Source organism: Streptomyces griseiscabiei, from assembly GCF_020010925.1.
Taxonomy (GTDB): Bacteria; Actinomycetota; Actinomycetes; order Streptomycetales; family Streptomycetaceae; genus Streptomyces; species Streptomyces griseiscabiei.
This window is the reverse complement of the sequence record NZ_JAGJBZ010000003.1, coordinates 84,998-98,344: the sequence shown is the minus strand read 5'-3', so window position 1 is coordinate 98,344 and position 13,347 is coordinate 84,998. Positions and strand designations below refer to the sequence as shown.

Below are 13,347 nucleotides of genomic sequence, written 5' to 3'. Positions count from 1 at the left end.
GGGCGGGCTCCGCGTCAGCCGGCGCTCGTGGTCGCGATCTCGGAGATGCGGTTGTACCGCTCCACCAGCACGTAGAGCTTGGTCTTCTGCGTCGTCTTCCCGCTGCCGAAGGTCAGGGTGACGACGACCTCGTGGCTGTGCCCCAGGCTGCCGTTGTCGGTGACCGTCCACCGCGCCGGTACGTTCTGGGCGCGCAGGACGCCGTCCGCCCCGTTCTTCGTCTCCCAGGCCGCGAGCCGCTTGGCGAAGTCGGGCGTCAGGTAGTGCTTGCGGAGGGCCTTGGCCAGCGTGACGTCCGGGTCCGTGTAGTCGCCCTTCGCGTCGATGTACGCGCCGTAGAAGTCGGCGACCCGGGTCACGGCCTGGCCGGGCGTACCGGTGACCGACTTGGCCGTGCCGGTGACGGCCTTCGCCGCTGCGGCGGGTGCCTTCGCGGGGGCCTGGACGGACGCCTGGGCCGGGATGGACGCCTGGGCCGGCACCTGCGCCGCCGCACCGAGGCCGACGGCGAGCACGAGGCCGACGGCCGCCGCGCGAAGCCCCGGGCGACGGCGTACGAGGAACTTGCTGTTCATGTGCGTCTTCTCTCTCTGATCCCGATGTCGTCGCCGGACCGGTGCCGAGGCGGTCGTCGTGCCTCGGCCGGGGCGACGTCCAGAGCTTCGAGGACGCCGGGGAAGCACCACAACAGCCACCGCCCCGTACCCGCCACCGGAACGGATCCACCCCCGTTGACCTGCGGGAACAACGGCCTCCGGAATGCCCTGGGACGCCGCGCGGCCACGGCGGACCGCCTCGGGGCCAGGCGGTGGTGACACCGGTCGGACCGGCTCAGCCCGTCGCCGACGGGTCTCCCGAGCGGCTCCCGGGCCGGGTCCGGGTCCGGGACCGAGGCCGGGTGATGGCGTAGCCGAAAGCGGTCGCCAGGACGTACATCAGAACCGAGTAGACGGCACTGGGAATGGCCACCTCGGTGCTGTCGAGGATGCTCAGCGCGATGGTGAGAGCCACGGTGGTGTTGTGGATGCCCACCTCCATGGCGCTGGCGACGGCCTGCGGCTCATTGAGGCGAAGGACCCTGGCACCGCCGTAGCCGATGCTGAGGCTCGCGAGGCAGAAGAGGCCGGTGACCAGGCCGACTTGGCGGAGGTAGTCGGCGAGATTCTCCCGCTCGCCCAGCAGCGCCGCCAGGGACACGGCGACCAGGACGGCGATGGAGAACACCCGGACCGGACGGTCGGCTCGGGCGGCGAACTCCGCGGACCGTTTCCGTACGAGCATGCCGATGCCGACCGGTATCAGCACGATGGCGATGACCTGCACCACCTTGCCGAACTGCAGTCCCAGATCCCCCTCGGCGTCGAAGTAACCGATCGCCAGATTGGTGACGAGGGGAATGGTGACGGCCGCCAGCACGGAATTGATCGCGGTGAGCGTGATGTTGAACGCCACGTCCCCGCGGAACAGATGACTGAACAGATTGGCGGTGGTCCCGCCCGGAGACGCCGCCAGAAGCATCACCCCCACCGCGAGCAACGGGTCCATGTCGAAGGCCGTCACCAACCCGAAGGCGACCAGCGGCAGCACCAGGATCTGCACAGTCAGCGCGAACGCGACCGCCTTCGGCGAACGGGCCACGCGCCTGAAGTCGTCCGTGGTGAGCGAGAGCCCGAGACCGAACATGATCACGGCGAGCGCGACGGGCAACCCGACCGTGATCAGCGCTGAATCCTTCATGCCTCACGCTTCCTCGATGACGGCATGACAGCAGCGGCTGAGCTGCGAGACCGCCGCACGGCCCACAAGTCGCCACAGTGAAGCAGCAGCCGGGCACTGTTACAAGGTTTGTGTCAGGGCTTCAGGGTGGGGTGGGGTGGGGTGGGTCATGCCGGGATGAAGCCCGGCCACCAGGGTGGGACGTTGCCGGGGCACAACGGGGCGGGGTAGGAGTCCGGCATGCCGAGCCAGGTGACAAGGAACCAGGTGAACCACAAGGTGAGGACGAGCCCTGACGTCAGCGCTGTCCCGCGATGACGTCTCCCGAGGGTGCTGTGCAGGATCACCCACGGAACCGCGGTGGCAATCCATATGAGAGGCGCCAGAAACAGCAAAGCCATGCCGTTGGCTCCCGCGTTGCCGCCCACGTCACAAGCGGCCCATGCCCTCCCCACCGCAGTGATGGTCACCACTGAGGTCAGCCCGCCGACGAGGACACCGAGGCCCATTCCGCTGAGCCGACGGCTCGGGGTACCGGACGGTTCCGCTCCCACGCTCATCTCCCCCGCCTCGCCCCGGATGCGGCGAGTACCAGCGCTCTGAACCATCGTCACTTCAACAAGATCGTGTCACGAGCCGTAGGCAACACGCGCCGCGCACCGACGCACCGACGCACCGACGCACCGACGCACCGACGCACCGACGCACCGACGCACCGACGCACCGACGCACCACCACAGCAGGACCACTGCTCAGTCACCACCCATCGGCTCTGCCCGGTTCAGCGCAGAGCGAGAACCATGACGTCGTACAACGGCGAGTCAGGGAACGGCAGCTTCTCCCCTACCTGCGCATACCCCCAACCCTCATACATCGCCCGCAACCGCGGCCGCTCCCGCCGCACCAGCAACTCAGCCCGCGCCTCCGCCCGCTGGCCCACCAACTCCCCATGCATGACCTGCGAAATCCCCCGCTTACGCCACTTCTCGCGCAGCATGTTCTCGCACAACTTGAACGTCGTCCCGTCGTCGCGCGCCGTGAACCCATAGGTGAAGCCGGCCACTTCACCCCCGACCTCAGCGACGACACACCCCCACCCACCGGCCGCCCCATGAGCCTCCAACCGCTCCTCGAACCGCTCCATGGAGAAGAACGGATCGGTGGCGATGTCCTCCGCGTACACGTCGGCGTACACGTCCAGCAGGGTGCGGCGGACCTCCGCCAGACGTCCGTGGGTGTAGTAGCTGGTCGTCAGCGGCTCAACGGACATGGGGTCACCCCTCGTCTCGTCCGTGGATCGCGGACACCGGCAGAGCCGCGATCGCCGCGTCCCAGGGATACCCGTCCACATCACCATGCTTGGGCTCGTGGGGAACGAAGCCGCCTTCGCCGAGCAGCACGGTCACCCCGCAGCCCCGGAGAACGGAAACGGCTCGGCCGAGCGCGGGATGCGCCGCCTGCGCCCGGTTGATGAACGGCAGTGCGACCAGCGGCAGTTCAAGCCCGATCGCCTCCGTCACCAGGCCGAGCGCCAGGGTGTCCGAGTGCCCGTCGGCCCATTTGGTCAGCGTATTGAGCGTGACGGGCGCCGCGAGGATCGCGTCCGGCGGGGGCAGAACGTCGGCGGCGTCAGGATGCTTGTACTCGTGACGGACCGGATGCCCGGTGAGCGCTCGGAGTCCGTCAAGGTCGGGCTCGACCCAGCGGTACGCGGACGGGCTGAGGACGAGGCAGACCTCCCACCCGGCGGCCTGCGCCTTGCGGATACCTGTGGCGATGGATCGGGTGGGCGGGGCAGCGCAGGAGATGAGATACAGGACCTGGGTCACCGAGGAAGTCCACACCGTCCGGCCACGCCCTGCAACAGGCTGTCGAGACCAGCAGCACCTAATAGGCCAGGCCCGGACGCTGCTGGGCATGCCCGCGCAGGCACTGCGTCCAACTCGTGGCGCGGGCATGGGAGTGGGTGCGGGAGTCGGATCGAAGCGACCTTGCCGGAGCACACGCACCATTCCTCCCCGAGCCAGCGCCTGCTCGCTTCAGGTCGCGGGGTGCTCGATCGGGAACTCGTAGGCAATCTCCCAGCGCCCGTCGGGCACGGTGATGTCCGCAGTCTCGACGGGACGACCGTCACCGTCGTAGTACGTGCGCTCGATACGGGTCAGCAGTTCCCCGACGCTGACACCCAGCAGATTGGCCTCTTCCTGAGTGGCCCGGCCAGGGCGCGGAACCTCGACAGCGGTCTCGATGACGACCCCGATGGACCTCATCCGCTCCACGACCCCCATGCCGGCGAGCGGCCCCATCTCCGGGAGGACGACGGGCGTGCCGTCGGTGATGGCCATCGGCTCCCAGGACTCCGACAGCTGAACCGACTGACCGTCGGCGAGAAACTCGTAGCGGGTTACGACGCAGGGGGCACCCGGATCGACGGCGAGCCGCTCGGCGAGCCGCTCGGCGATGCGCTCCGGCGCGGGAACGCGGGCCTGACTGTGCGACTCCCAAGTACCGCGCCGCCCCTGCTCCTTCATGTCGGCGCGGAACGGCGAGCCACCCCGATGCTCACGATGCCGGGACCGGATCATCCGCAACCGCTCACGCGGCGCGCGGACGTACGTCCCAGAACCGGCCCGCCCCTCCAGAATGCCCTCGATGATCAGGCGCTCCATGGCACGTTGCGTGACATTGCGCCCCACCCCGTACCCCTCGGCGAGCTGCGCCCGCGACGGCAGACGCTCACCGACGGCCCACTCACCCGCCCTCACCCGGCGGCGCAGGTCGTCCGCGACATCGAGGTACGGGGCCTCTCTCGGCATACGGCTCTCCGTGCTGCCCTGAACGCGCAGGGCTGATGGTGCGGTTGACGACGACATTGACAAGCTACTGCATCAGGTAGAAGCTACTGAAGTAGAAGTACTCCAAGTAATGGTGCGCTCACTTGGGAGAACCGTGCGCCCGAAGGCCGAAAGCATTGCCGCACGACTGACCGACGCCACGGGGGCCGAGGTGCGCAGCGCGGAGTTCCCCCTCGGCGTCCGACTGGAAGTGGACCTACCGAGAGAGCTGAGCGAGACCTCACGCAGAGCCGTCCTGGCCGCCATCGCCGACGCCGACGTGTACGGACATCGCCGCACCGGCGAAGGCGACCACCTCTGGGCACTCGTCCTCAATAAGGCCACAGAAAGCCCCGCCGGCCGCTGACACGGCCCCGGGGCATGACCGACCCCACCAGGAGATCGACAATGCACCTTGCATCACAGGCACTTGCCTGGGTCAGGGCCATGCTGTTCGGCCTGCCCGCACCGGAAGTCCATCACCAACCTCCGCCTCCATGCGAAGGACCGGCCCTGTGGCCGGGCCCACCACCGCGCTCCCCCTCACCGGAGATGTGGGCCGCCTTCCTCGCAAGCGCCCGTCGCCGCAGAGGCTCCCAACCACAACCCCGCGCAGAACTACCGGCCATCACTCCCGACGACATCAGCAGCACTCTCGTGGGCGCCTACCTCCTGACACCCGAGGTACGCCAACACCTCCGGTACGCCCGTCGACTCGCGGAGGTGAGCTAATGCCCAACAGCCAGAATCCGTCCGCCCCACCCCGCACCGACATCCCCATGCTCCGCGCCTACCGCCTCTGGTTCGAGCACACCCGCAAGTGCGCCGTCGGCTGCAAGGGCACCCCCAAGGCCCAGGACGGCTGCGAGGACGGACGCGAACTCTGGGGCACGTACCGCCTGGCCCGCATCGGAAAGACGACGACGCCATGACCTGGACCGTCAAGCGCCCGCAGGGCCGCCCCGTACGCCGCACAGCCGACGACCAACTCGCCGTACCCCTATGCCTGTCCCTCACCGACGGCCACGCCACGGACACGGAACTCACCCTCACCCTCGCCGAGGCCGAGCACCTGCACGCGGCCCTGTGCCGCGCACTCGACGGCGAGCCGCCCCCACCCACCGCACCGGACTGCCGCCAATCGGTTCAGACCTCGCCCGGGATGGCGCACATCGTGGGGCGGGCGTAGGAAGCTCCACAGCACAGACCAGCACCAAGGCCTCCCGGCAGACCCGAACCAGGCCCACCGGGAGGCGGAGCGAAGGCGCCTGAGAGTGCCTGCCTCGGGCCCGAAGGTCACGCAGGCGGTTCAACAGCCTCCGACGGAGCGGGAATCAGCCCTTTCCACCAACAGGCCATGCCCTCCGCGTCGGAGGGCAGGATCGTCATCCGTCCCCGCTGCCGAGAACAGCCTCGCGAAGCAACGCGGCAACCCCTCACAGCCCGGAGCCGGCACACCGCTCGGGCATCCGTCGCAACGTACACCGACACGCCCCGCCTTCGAAGCCGCTCACAAGCACTCGCGGCCTACCCCGCCAACTCCAGTCCCAGCCTCCGGCCACATGCCGCAACGACGCGCTCAGAAGTCCTGATCACGGCCACCGCCAACCATCAAGTGGGCGAGGCGCTTGTGGTTCTGTCGCGTATTCAGCTCGCCTGCCCGGGGACCTGCTTGGTGGCGTCGACGACCGCGCGCTCGGTGATCGCGCTGGTGTGCGCGACGGTACCGACCTTGAGGGGGCTGTCAGCCATGGCCTTGACCACCACGACGCGCTCGCCGAGGAACCGCAGCGTCTTCTTGTCGAAGATCCACTCGGTGCGCTCGCCGGCCACGGGGTTCTCCCGCGCGATCGCGATCCCGTGCCTGCCCGTGGCGTCGACCGCGTCATTCACCGCGACGACGCCGGGGATCTTGGCCGCGGCCTTGTAGAGGGCGGCGCCGACCTCGGCGGGCGGGTAGCTTTCGAAGAGCATGTCGCCGATCGCGACGAAGGCCGCCTGGTCGCGGGGGACTTCGGGGTCCCGGACGGCGTCCGAAGCGCGGTAGATCCGCTGGAGCAGCGCGTCGGGGTCGGTCGGCAGCTCGGCCAGGGCGTTGTAGGCGCCGCTGCCCGGGGTGTCGCTCTGCAGGGTGATGCCCTTGTCGCTGGTCTCACCGGCCTCGATCAGCCAGCCGTCCCTGCCGTCGAGGGATTTCCAGACCTGGCGGGAGTGCAGCTCGGTACTGACCGCCTCGCTCTTGTTGTCTCCGTCGACCGCGATGTAGGTGTCGGCCACCTTCGAGGCGATGTAGATGTACTGGCCCTTGCGCGGGGTGGGCTCGGAGGTGTCGGCGGCGGCCAGGGAGATGCGTTCGAGGAGCTGGGGGGCGCCCTTGTCGTCGGCGACGCCGATCCTGGTGGTCAGTGCGGGGCCGGTGGCCAGGTCGGTCGTGCCGCCGGCGGCCGTGCCGCCGTGGGCCCCGCCGCCGGTGAGGGCGAGGCCGCCCGCGACCGCGCCGGCCAGGGCGAAGGCCGCGGCGGGCAGGAGGATCGTACGGCGCAGGAACGGGTGGGAGCGCTTCACGGGCGTGACCGGAGAGGTGGCGGACGTACGGGAGGGGGTGCGGAGGTCTTCGTGGATCCGGGCCATCATCTGCTCCTTGTGGAACTGGTGGCGGCCCGCCGGCAGATCCCGCTCGGCGGAGGGCAGCAGACTCTGCGTCTCCGTCCACTCGGCCGGGTGGGGCCGGTGGGAGGGGCTGGCGTTCATCGGTTTCCTTCCTGTGCGGACCGGACCGCGTATCCGCGATCACCTGTTATCTGCCGGTTCGTGCGGGTGGGTTCCCTTTTTTCTCCGAGCAGTTGCGCGTCGGCGAGCTTGCGCAGCTTGGCGCGGGCGCGGGAGAGGCGGGAGCGGACGGTGCCGACCGGGATACCCAGGGCGCGGGCCGCCTCGGCGTACTCCAGCCCCTCACACAGGCACAGCGTCAGGACCTCACGCTCGGGGCGCTTGAGCAGGCTGAGGGCGGCGAGCGTGGCGTTGATACGGCGCCGGTCGTCCAGGCGTCCGGCGGTCTCCTCGGCGTGGTCCTCGACCCGTTCCTCGGCGGCGTGCGCGGCGGCCGCGGCGCTCGCCGCGTTGCGGTAGCGGCGGTTGCTGCGGTGGTGGGAGCGGGCGACGTTGGTGGCGATGCCCAGCAGCCACGGCCGCAGCGAGCCGCCTACGGCCTCGACCGAGGCACGGCGCCGCCACGCCTCCATGAAGGTCGTCGACATCACGTCCTCGGCCAGCGACCAGTCGGCGGTCAGCCGGAAGGCGTGGTTGTACACCGCGCGGGCGCACGCGTCGAAGAGTTCCGCGAAGGCGTCCGGATCTCCGTTTCGCACCCGGGTTCGCATATCTGTGGTCACGTCTTGAGCTGACGTACGGTGCGGGCGAGTTCCGGTGAGACACGTCACAGCCGTCGTACAGGTCACCGGGGCGGTGACCGCACGAGGACTCGGTGGACAGGGCAGCCGCTCAGCCGCACACCGCTCAGGCTGCGAGGCTCGAAGACAAGGGGGCCGATCCGATGCGGGACACGGTCCGGGGGTGCGCAGGCTGGTCGCATGGCTGTTGGAGGTGTCGAGGCCGAACGCGGGCACGGAACAGGCTGATCCGGCAACGCCCACCGGCACGGGCGGTCACCGGCCCCCTACGCTTCTATGACCAGCGACCAACGGGGGCAGCAGCGTGGGTCTCTTCGTCGGCATACTTGTGATCACCGTCGGACTTCCAGTGCTTGGCATCCTCAGCCGCAAGGTCAGTGACGGCCAGCTGTGGCAGACCGGGACGGCCATGTGGTTCCTGGGCTCCCCGGCGTTGCTCGGTCTTGGCGGTTGGCTGATCTATCGGAGTCTCTGATCTCTCTGATCCGCTGGAAGCCGCACAGGATGCGTGTCCAACTGCGTGACAACGCCAGCCCACCCAAGTTGCTTCGGGACGAAGAGGTCCGTACACAACTACTGCTGCCGGGGCAGCTGGAGCGGATCCTGGGTGCGGCGGGCGTCTTCGCGGAGGAACTCGTGGGCGCCGCGGAGCCTGGTTCGCAGCCGCTGTTGCGTTGCGCGGCTGTCGAGGCGTACGTCGAGTGCCCCGAGCAGGTTGGTGTCGGCGCGCCGCCCAGTGGGAAGCTGCGCACCGTCAAGTCCTTGATGGTGGGCGATGAGCATGCCGAGGTCGTGACGGCTCAAGGCATCCGCCCCGGCGAGGTGGAACACCCCGGCCGCGTCGGACAGCGCGATCTCCCACAAGGCAGCGGCCAAGTCTTCGACATGCACCGGGCAACGGATGTCGTCGGTGAAGAGGACCCCGCCGCGGGTGCCGGCCGCCAGATCATGCACGATGCGCTCGTGCCCAGACCGCCCGTGTCCGAGGATCAGCGAGGTGCGAGCGACGACGGCACCCGGCACCAGCAGTCGCACCGCCGTCTCAGCTGCGGCCTTTGCGGCGCCATAGGGGGTGACCGGATCGGGCAGGCTGCTCTCGTCGTAGCGGACGTGCGCGCCCGAGAACACCGCGTCACTGGAGACGTGGGCCAGGCGGCAGCCTTGCTCGGCGGCAGCCAGCGCCACGCGGACAGCGCCGTCGGCGGTGACCGCCCAATCAGCCAGGCCACTGGACGCATTGATGACGATCGAGGGGTCGACGTCTGCAAGCAACCTGGCAACACCCACAGGGTCCCGGACGTCAAGCCGATGCCAGGCGACGCCCGAGGACCCGCCCGGTCGGGAGGCGAACGTCGCGGCCGTTTCGTGCCCCGCCGCGATGGCTTGTCGGACCAGTTCTGTTCCGAGAAAGCCACTGCCACCGATGATCAGGACCCTCATGAACGCCCACGGTAGCGGAGAGTTGGTGGGAGGCCGGCTGCCCTCGGGTCGGGCCCTGACACCGTCAACAGTCGTCCCCAGAGCCCCAACGCGGCCTTCCGTGTCCGGGTGGTGGTCCGGTGGCGGTGACGCGGAACGCGGCGGGGCACCATGCTGGTGCGCCGCCGCGCCGTGTCCCTCATGTTCCGGGCTTACGCGTACAACTCGATCAGATCGGCTTGGTCGTTGGCGCTCACCTGGGCCTCGCGGTATGCGCCCGGGCCGCCGAAGATCCACTCCCAGCCGCTGCTGCCGCCCTCGGTGAGCCAGTTCCTGCCGACCATCCAGGCGCCTCCGGTCTGGTTGTTGAAGAAGGAGCTGATCTGGTCCTGCCAGGTGCCGCCGCCGGGCATGGGGTAGCCGGCGAGTTCGTAGGAGCGGTAGTAGTAGAAGTCCAGGCGGTTGCCGGTGAAGTTGCTGTGTTGCCACACGCAGGCGTAACCGGGCCGGCAGTCGCCGATGCCGGCCGCCGCGCGGGTGGACGACGCGACAGTCAGCTCGACGCCCGGCTCCAGCCGTATCCGGTCCTTGGCCACCCGCTCGGCGCCCTCGTTCTGGCGCAGTACGTCCTGGATCTGCTGCTCCACCCTGGCATCCGCCGCCTGCGCCGACGAGGTGGTCCGGGCCGGGACGGCGAACGACGGCGAGGCCAGAGCCGTGGTGAGCACGGACGCGGCTACCAGTGCGAGTGCGAGCGAGGCACGGCGCATGCTCGACGACTTTCGTGACTTCCGTGGATTCACGCGTCTCTCCCTTGAGTGGGGCCGGAACCGTCGTTCCTGCGACACCCTCATCGTCAGCGGCGTCCGCCGACCCGCACCAGGCGTTTCGAGCACGGTCGAATACCGCTGGTCACCCTGTACATCGGTGCACCTCGGTGTCCGCCGTCAGACCCGAGGCCCGGAAATACCTGTGTTCGCGGTCTGAGACTTTTACGGCCATCACGGAGAGGGTTTTTGTCGGCGCCGTACAGGAACGGAATTTTCGACAGACCCGGGCTGCGGCGACGTGCTACTGTCGAAACCAGTTGCAGTTTTGGTACCCAGAAAACTTCAGGCACCTCCCGTCGGCCGCGCACCGTGGGAAGTGTTTTGTATTTCCGGTCATTTTCCGGGCAGGGCATCATCGCAGCGACACGGCATCCGTACGGTACGGAGGCCGGCGCACTGCCCCAAGGGAGATATGACATGGCTGTTGGCACCGTGAAGTGGTTCAACGCGGAAAAGGGTTTCGGCTTCATCGAGCAGGACGGTGGCGGCCCCGACGTGTTCGCCCACTTCTCGAACATCGCCGCCCAGGGCTTCCGCGAGCTCCAGGAGGGCCAGAAGGTCTCCTTCGACATCGCGCAGGGTCAGAAGGGTCCGACGGCCGAGAACATCGTTTCCGTCTGACGCCTGATGCTTAGTGCTTAGTACTTAGTGCTTAGTACTTGATGCTTGGCGCTGACGCGTAATACGTAGCTGGGGCCCGCATCCCTCGGGGTGCGGGCCCCAGCTGCGCGCATTTCCCAGGGCTTATTTCCTGTTTCTCTCGAAATTGGCTCGCATTTCATTCGGCCCGTGCCTGTGATTCCGTACGCTGTTCATTCGTTGCCGGAATTCCGCGATACGTGCCGTGTCGAGGAAGGCTCTGAATGAACCCCACACGCACCAGCCGTTCTACCCGCACCCGCCGGGGCAGTCGCTTCGGATCGGCGTCCGCCCCGAGCCGGTCGGGAGGACCGAAGCGTTCCGGTGGGTCCGGGCGGCGGCCCGGCGCGGTGCAGGGCGAGTTCGCGCTGCCGAAGACGATCACTCCGGCGCTGCCCGCCGTCGAGAGCTTCGCCGATCTCGGCCTGTCCCGGGGGCTCCTGGCCGCCCTGACCGCGCAGGGCGTGTCCGTCCCGTTCCCCATCCAGGGGGCGACACTGCCGAACTCCCTGGCGGGCCGTGACGTCCTCGGCCGGGGGCGGACCGGGTCCGGCAAGACCCTCGCCTTCGGCCTCGCGCTGCTGGCCCGTACCGCCGGACAGCGGGCCGAGCCCCGGCAGCCGCTGGCGCTCGTCCTCGTCCCCACCCGGGAACTCGCGCAGCAGGTCACCGACGCGCTCACCCCGTACGCCCGCGCCGTGCGGCTGCGTCTGGCCACCGTCGTCGGCGGCATGCCGATGGGCCGGCAGGCGAGCGCGCTGCGCGGCGGCGCCGAGGTCGTCGTGGCCACCCCCGGCCGGCTCAAGGACTTCATCGACCGCGGCGACTGCCGGCTGGACCGGGTCGCCATCACCGTCCTCGACGAGGCCGACCAGATGGCCGACATGGGCTTCATGCCACAGGTCACCGCACTCCTCGACCAGGTCCGGCCCGACGGCCAGCGACTGCTGTTCTCCGCGACCCTGGACCGCAACGTCGACCTCCTGGTCCGCCGCTATCTCAGCGACCCCGTGGTCCACTCCGTGGATCCCTCCCAGGGCGCGGTCACCACGATGGAGCACCACGTCCTGCATGTGCACGGTCCCGACAAGCAGCGGCTGACGACGGAGATCGCGGCACGCGACGGGCGGGTGATCATGTTCCTGGACACCAAGCACGCCGTGGACCGCCTCACCGAGGAGCTCCTCGGCTGCGGGGTGCGGGCAGCGGCCCTGCACGGCGGGAAGTCGCAGCCGCAGCGCACCCGTACGCTCGCCCGGTTCAAGACCGGGCATGTCACCGTCCTGGTCGCGACCAACGTCGCCGCGCGCGGCATCCACGTCGACAACCTCGACCTCGTCGTCAACGTGGACCCGCCGAGCGACCACAAGGACTACCTCCACCGCGGCGGCCGTACCGCACGGGCCGGCGAGTCGGGCAGCGTCGTCACCCTGGTCACCGCCGACCAGCGCCGCGACATGACCCGCCTCATGGCCGCCGCCGGGATCGTGCCCACGACCACCCGGGTCCGCTCCGGCGAGGAGGAGCTCAGCCGGATCACCGGCGCGCGGACGCCCTCCGGGATTCCCGTGACGATCACCGCGCCGCCCGCCGAGCAGCGCAAGCGCGGTACGGCCCCCCGCGCCCGGTGGGGTGGCGGGCGGCGCTCCGCCGCCGGAACGGCGGCCTGACACTCGGGCAGTGGGGAGGGCTCGACCGGTGTACGCCGGTCGGGCCCTCCCGTGTGTCAGTGGTCGGAGTAGCTGAAGTCGCCCATGGTCCAGGCGCTGACGTCCGCGATCGAGACGCGGTACATCCCGCCCGTCTCCGGGATTCCCACCGTGCCCTGAAGAATCCGGGCCATGTGGAAGTGGAGATACGCGGGCGGCCCGTCCCGCCGTGCCGCGGCGGTGAAGACGGCGGAGAACTCTCCCAGGCGGGCCGAGTCCGCCAGGACCTCCGACACCCGCTGCCGCCACACCGCCTCGGGCGCCAGCCGGCCGGTGACCACGGCGCCACCGGTGACCACGGTCAGGGACATCTGATTGCTCTGCCCGGACTCCACCAGCGTGGCAACGTCAACGAGCAGCTCGTCAGGCTTCGACATGAGAGCCGATCCTATGCGCGGCTCGTCCGGAGCCCTCCGGCACAGCCGCGATCGACCCGGACATGCCCGCCCCACACCCGATTCGTTCCACCGTTCGAGATCGATTACCTGCCTATCGGACACACGGAAATCTATGTCGGCCGGAGTAGACATTGGGTGGTGGCGTGGTTATGGTTTCTCTCGTAACCCAGGAGGACAGCAGGGCCTGGCAGACATGAACTGCCGGCCGGAGCGGGACCGCGGCCATGGCGGGCGCGGGACTCGCGAGCGCAGTACCCCGTGACAAGCAGTTGATCAGCGAAAGCAGAACCGAGGCAGAACGGAGGAACCCGCGCCATCAGGATCGCCCGGGCGGAAGTCTGAGCCCGGGTACCGCAGGACATCGATAGTGAGGTGGTCTCCGGTCAAGCAAC

The 13,347-nt window shown here is 69.1% G+C and carries 16 protein-coding genes; 6 read left to right on the top strand and 10 right to left on the bottom strand.

Annotated elements, in window-relative coordinates; translation table 11 throughout:
• Nucleotides 1–14 precede the first annotated feature (14 nt).
• The 5 genes from J8M51_RS34410 to J8M51_RS34390 all read right to left on the bottom strand — a co-directional run bounded on the left by J8M51_RS34410 (nt 15) and on the right by J8M51_RS34390 (nt 4,532).
• Nucleotides 15–575, bottom strand: coding sequence for a hypothetical protein (locus J8M51_RS34410; protein ID WP_086764655.1), 561 nt, complete (start codon nt 573–575; stop codon nt 15–17).
• Nucleotides 576–831: 256 nt separating this feature from the next.
• The gene (locus J8M51_RS34405; RefSeq protein ID WP_086764652.1) at nt 832–1,737 is read right to left on the bottom strand and encodes a bile acid:sodium symporter family protein; all 906 of its coding nucleotides are present in this window, start codon (nt 1,735–1,737) and stop codon (nt 832–834) included.
• Nucleotides 1,738–2,497: 760 nt separating this feature from the next.
• Entirely contained in the window at nt 2,498–2,986 is a 489-nt protein-coding gene (locus tag J8M51_RS34400; protein WP_086757116.1) for a GNAT family N-acetyltransferase, read from the bottom strand.
• 4 nt (nt 2,987–2,990) lie between these two features.
• Nucleotides 2,991–3,545, bottom strand: coding sequence for a flavoprotein (locus tag J8M51_RS34395; protein WP_256965059.1), 555 nt, complete (start codon nt 3,543–3,545; stop codon nt 2,991–2,993).
• 210 nt (nt 3,546–3,755) lie between these two features.
• Nucleotides 3,756–4,532, bottom strand: coding sequence for a GntR family transcriptional regulator (locus J8M51_RS34390; protein WP_086757113.1), 777 nt, complete (start codon nt 4,530–4,532; stop codon nt 3,756–3,758).
• A 133-nt stretch (nt 4,533–4,665) separates the two neighbouring features.
• Between J8M51_RS34390 and J8M51_RS34385 the strand changes: the two genes are divergently transcribed.
• From J8M51_RS34385 to J8M51_RS34375, 3 genes are all read left to right on the top strand, one after another.
• Complete coding sequence (locus J8M51_RS34385; protein ID WP_143673231.1) at nt 4,666–4,917, top strand: hypothetical protein; 252 nt, start codon at nt 4,666–4,668, stop codon at nt 4,915–4,917.
• Nucleotides 4,918–5,281: 364 nt separating this feature from the next.
• Nucleotides 5,282–5,482, top strand: coding sequence for a hypothetical protein (locus J8M51_RS34380; protein ID WP_086757110.1), 201 nt, complete (start codon nt 5,282–5,284; stop codon nt 5,480–5,482).
• Nucleotides 5,479–5,739, top strand: coding sequence for a hypothetical protein (locus J8M51_RS34375; protein ID WP_086757108.1), 261 nt, complete (start codon nt 5,479–5,481; stop codon nt 5,737–5,739). The genes J8M51_RS34380 and J8M51_RS34375 overlap by 4 nt, the downstream gene beginning before the upstream one ends.
• A 458-nt stretch (nt 5,740–6,197) precedes the next feature.
• Here J8M51_RS34375 and J8M51_RS34370 read toward each other — a convergent pair whose 3' ends face one another.
• Both J8M51_RS34370 and J8M51_RS34365 read right to left on the bottom strand, forming a co-directional pair.
• Entirely contained in the window at nt 6,198–7,301 is a 1,104-nt protein-coding gene (locus J8M51_RS34370; protein WP_086757106.1) for a CU044_5270 family protein, read from the bottom strand.
• Nucleotides 7,298–7,942: an RNA polymerase sigma factor gene (locus tag J8M51_RS34365; RefSeq protein ID WP_086757105.1), complete on the bottom strand. Its 645-nt coding sequence runs from the start codon at nt 7,940–7,942 to the stop codon at nt 7,298–7,300. Before J8M51_RS34365 ends, J8M51_RS34370 begins: the two co-directional genes overlap by 4 nt.
• A 322-nt stretch (nt 7,943–8,264) precedes the next feature.
• Between J8M51_RS34365 and J8M51_RS34360 the strand changes: the two genes are divergently transcribed.
• Complete coding sequence (locus J8M51_RS34360) at nt 8,265–8,435, top strand: hypothetical protein (RefSeq protein ID WP_267299740.1); 171 nt, start codon at nt 8,265–8,267, stop codon at nt 8,433–8,435.
• A 98-nt stretch (nt 8,436–8,533) separates the two neighbouring features.
• Here the strand turns inward: J8M51_RS34360 and J8M51_RS34355 are convergent, their stop codons facing one another.
• Nucleotides 8,534–9,400 (bottom strand): SDR family oxidoreductase, encoded by an 867-nt coding sequence (locus J8M51_RS34355; RefSeq protein ID WP_086757103.1) that lies wholly within the window; start codon nt 9,398–9,400, stop codon nt 8,534–8,536.
• 191 nt (nt 9,401–9,591) lie between these two features.
• Nucleotides 9,592–10,149, bottom strand: a complete 558-nt coding sequence (locus tag J8M51_RS34350) for a peptidase inhibitor family I36 protein (protein WP_256965057.1) — start codon at nt 10,147–10,149, stop codon at nt 9,592–9,594.
• A 477-nt stretch (nt 10,150–10,626) separates the two neighbouring features.
• Here J8M51_RS34350 and J8M51_RS34345 point away from each other — a divergent pair, with 477 nt between their 5' ends.
• A complete protein-coding gene (locus J8M51_RS34345) occupies nt 10,627–10,830 on the top strand; it encodes a cold-shock protein (RefSeq protein WP_086757100.1) in 204 nt (67 codons plus the stop codon).
• A gap of 242 nt (nt 10,831–11,072) precedes the next feature.
• Nucleotides 11,073–12,518, top strand: coding sequence for a DEAD/DEAH box helicase (locus tag J8M51_RS34340; protein WP_086757099.1), 1,446 nt, complete (start codon nt 11,073–11,075; stop codon nt 12,516–12,518).
• 56 nt (nt 12,519–12,574) lie between these two features.
• On the opposite strand, the gene J8M51_RS34335 is transcribed toward J8M51_RS34340, so the two are convergent.
• Nucleotides 12,575–12,934 carry a hypothetical protein gene (locus J8M51_RS34335; RefSeq protein ID WP_086757097.1) on the bottom strand — a complete coding sequence of 120 codons (360 nt, stop codon included), beginning with the start codon at nt 12,932–12,934 and terminating at the stop codon, nt 12,575–12,577.
• Nucleotides 12,935–13,347 lie beyond the last annotated feature (413 nt).

Bases quoted from the DNA above. Each gene is read 5' to 3' on its own strand.
- J8M51_RS34400 (WP_086757116.1), bottom strand. From the start codon at position 2,986: ATGTCCGTTGAGCCGCTGACGACCAGCTACTACACCCACGGACGTCTG.
- J8M51_RS34355 (WP_086757103.1), bottom strand. From the start codon at position 9,400: ATGAGGGTCCTGATCATCGGTGGCAGTGGCTTTCTCGGAACAGAACTG.
- J8M51_RS34380 (WP_086757110.1), top strand. From the start codon at position 5,282: ATGCCCAACAGCCAGAATCCGTCCGCCCCACCCCGCACCGACATCCCC.
- J8M51_RS34350 (WP_256965057.1), bottom strand. From the start codon at position 10,149: ATGCGCCGTGCCTCGCTCGCACTCGCACTGGTAGCCGCGTCCGTGCTC.
- J8M51_RS34335 (WP_086757097.1), bottom strand. From the start codon at position 12,934: ATGTCGAAGCCTGACGAGCTGCTCGTTGACGTTGCCACGCTGGTGGAG.
- J8M51_RS34345 (WP_086757100.1), top strand. From the start codon at position 10,627: ATGGCTGTTGGCACCGTGAAGTGGTTCAACGCGGAAAAGGGTTTCGGC.
- J8M51_RS34410 (WP_086764655.1), bottom strand. From the start codon at position 575: ATGAACAGCAAGTTCCTCGTACGCCGTCGCCCGGGGCTTCGCGCGGCG.
- J8M51_RS34375 (WP_086757108.1), top strand. From the start codon at position 5,479: ATGACCTGGACCGTCAAGCGCCCGCAGGGCCGCCCCGTACGCCGCACA.
- J8M51_RS34370 (WP_086757106.1), bottom strand. From the start codon at position 7,301: ATGAACGCCAGCCCCTCCCACCGGCCCCACCCGGCCGAGTGGACGGAG.
- J8M51_RS34390 (WP_086757113.1), bottom strand. From the start codon at position 4,532: ATGCCGAGAGAGGCCCCGTACCTCGATGTCGCGGACGACCTGCGCCGC.
- J8M51_RS34340 (WP_086757099.1), top strand. From the start codon at position 11,073: ATGAACCCCACACGCACCAGCCGTTCTACCCGCACCCGCCGGGGCAGT.
- J8M51_RS34405 (WP_086764652.1), bottom strand. From the start codon at position 1,737: ATGAAGGATTCAGCGCTGATCACGGTCGGGTTGCCCGTCGCGCTCGCC.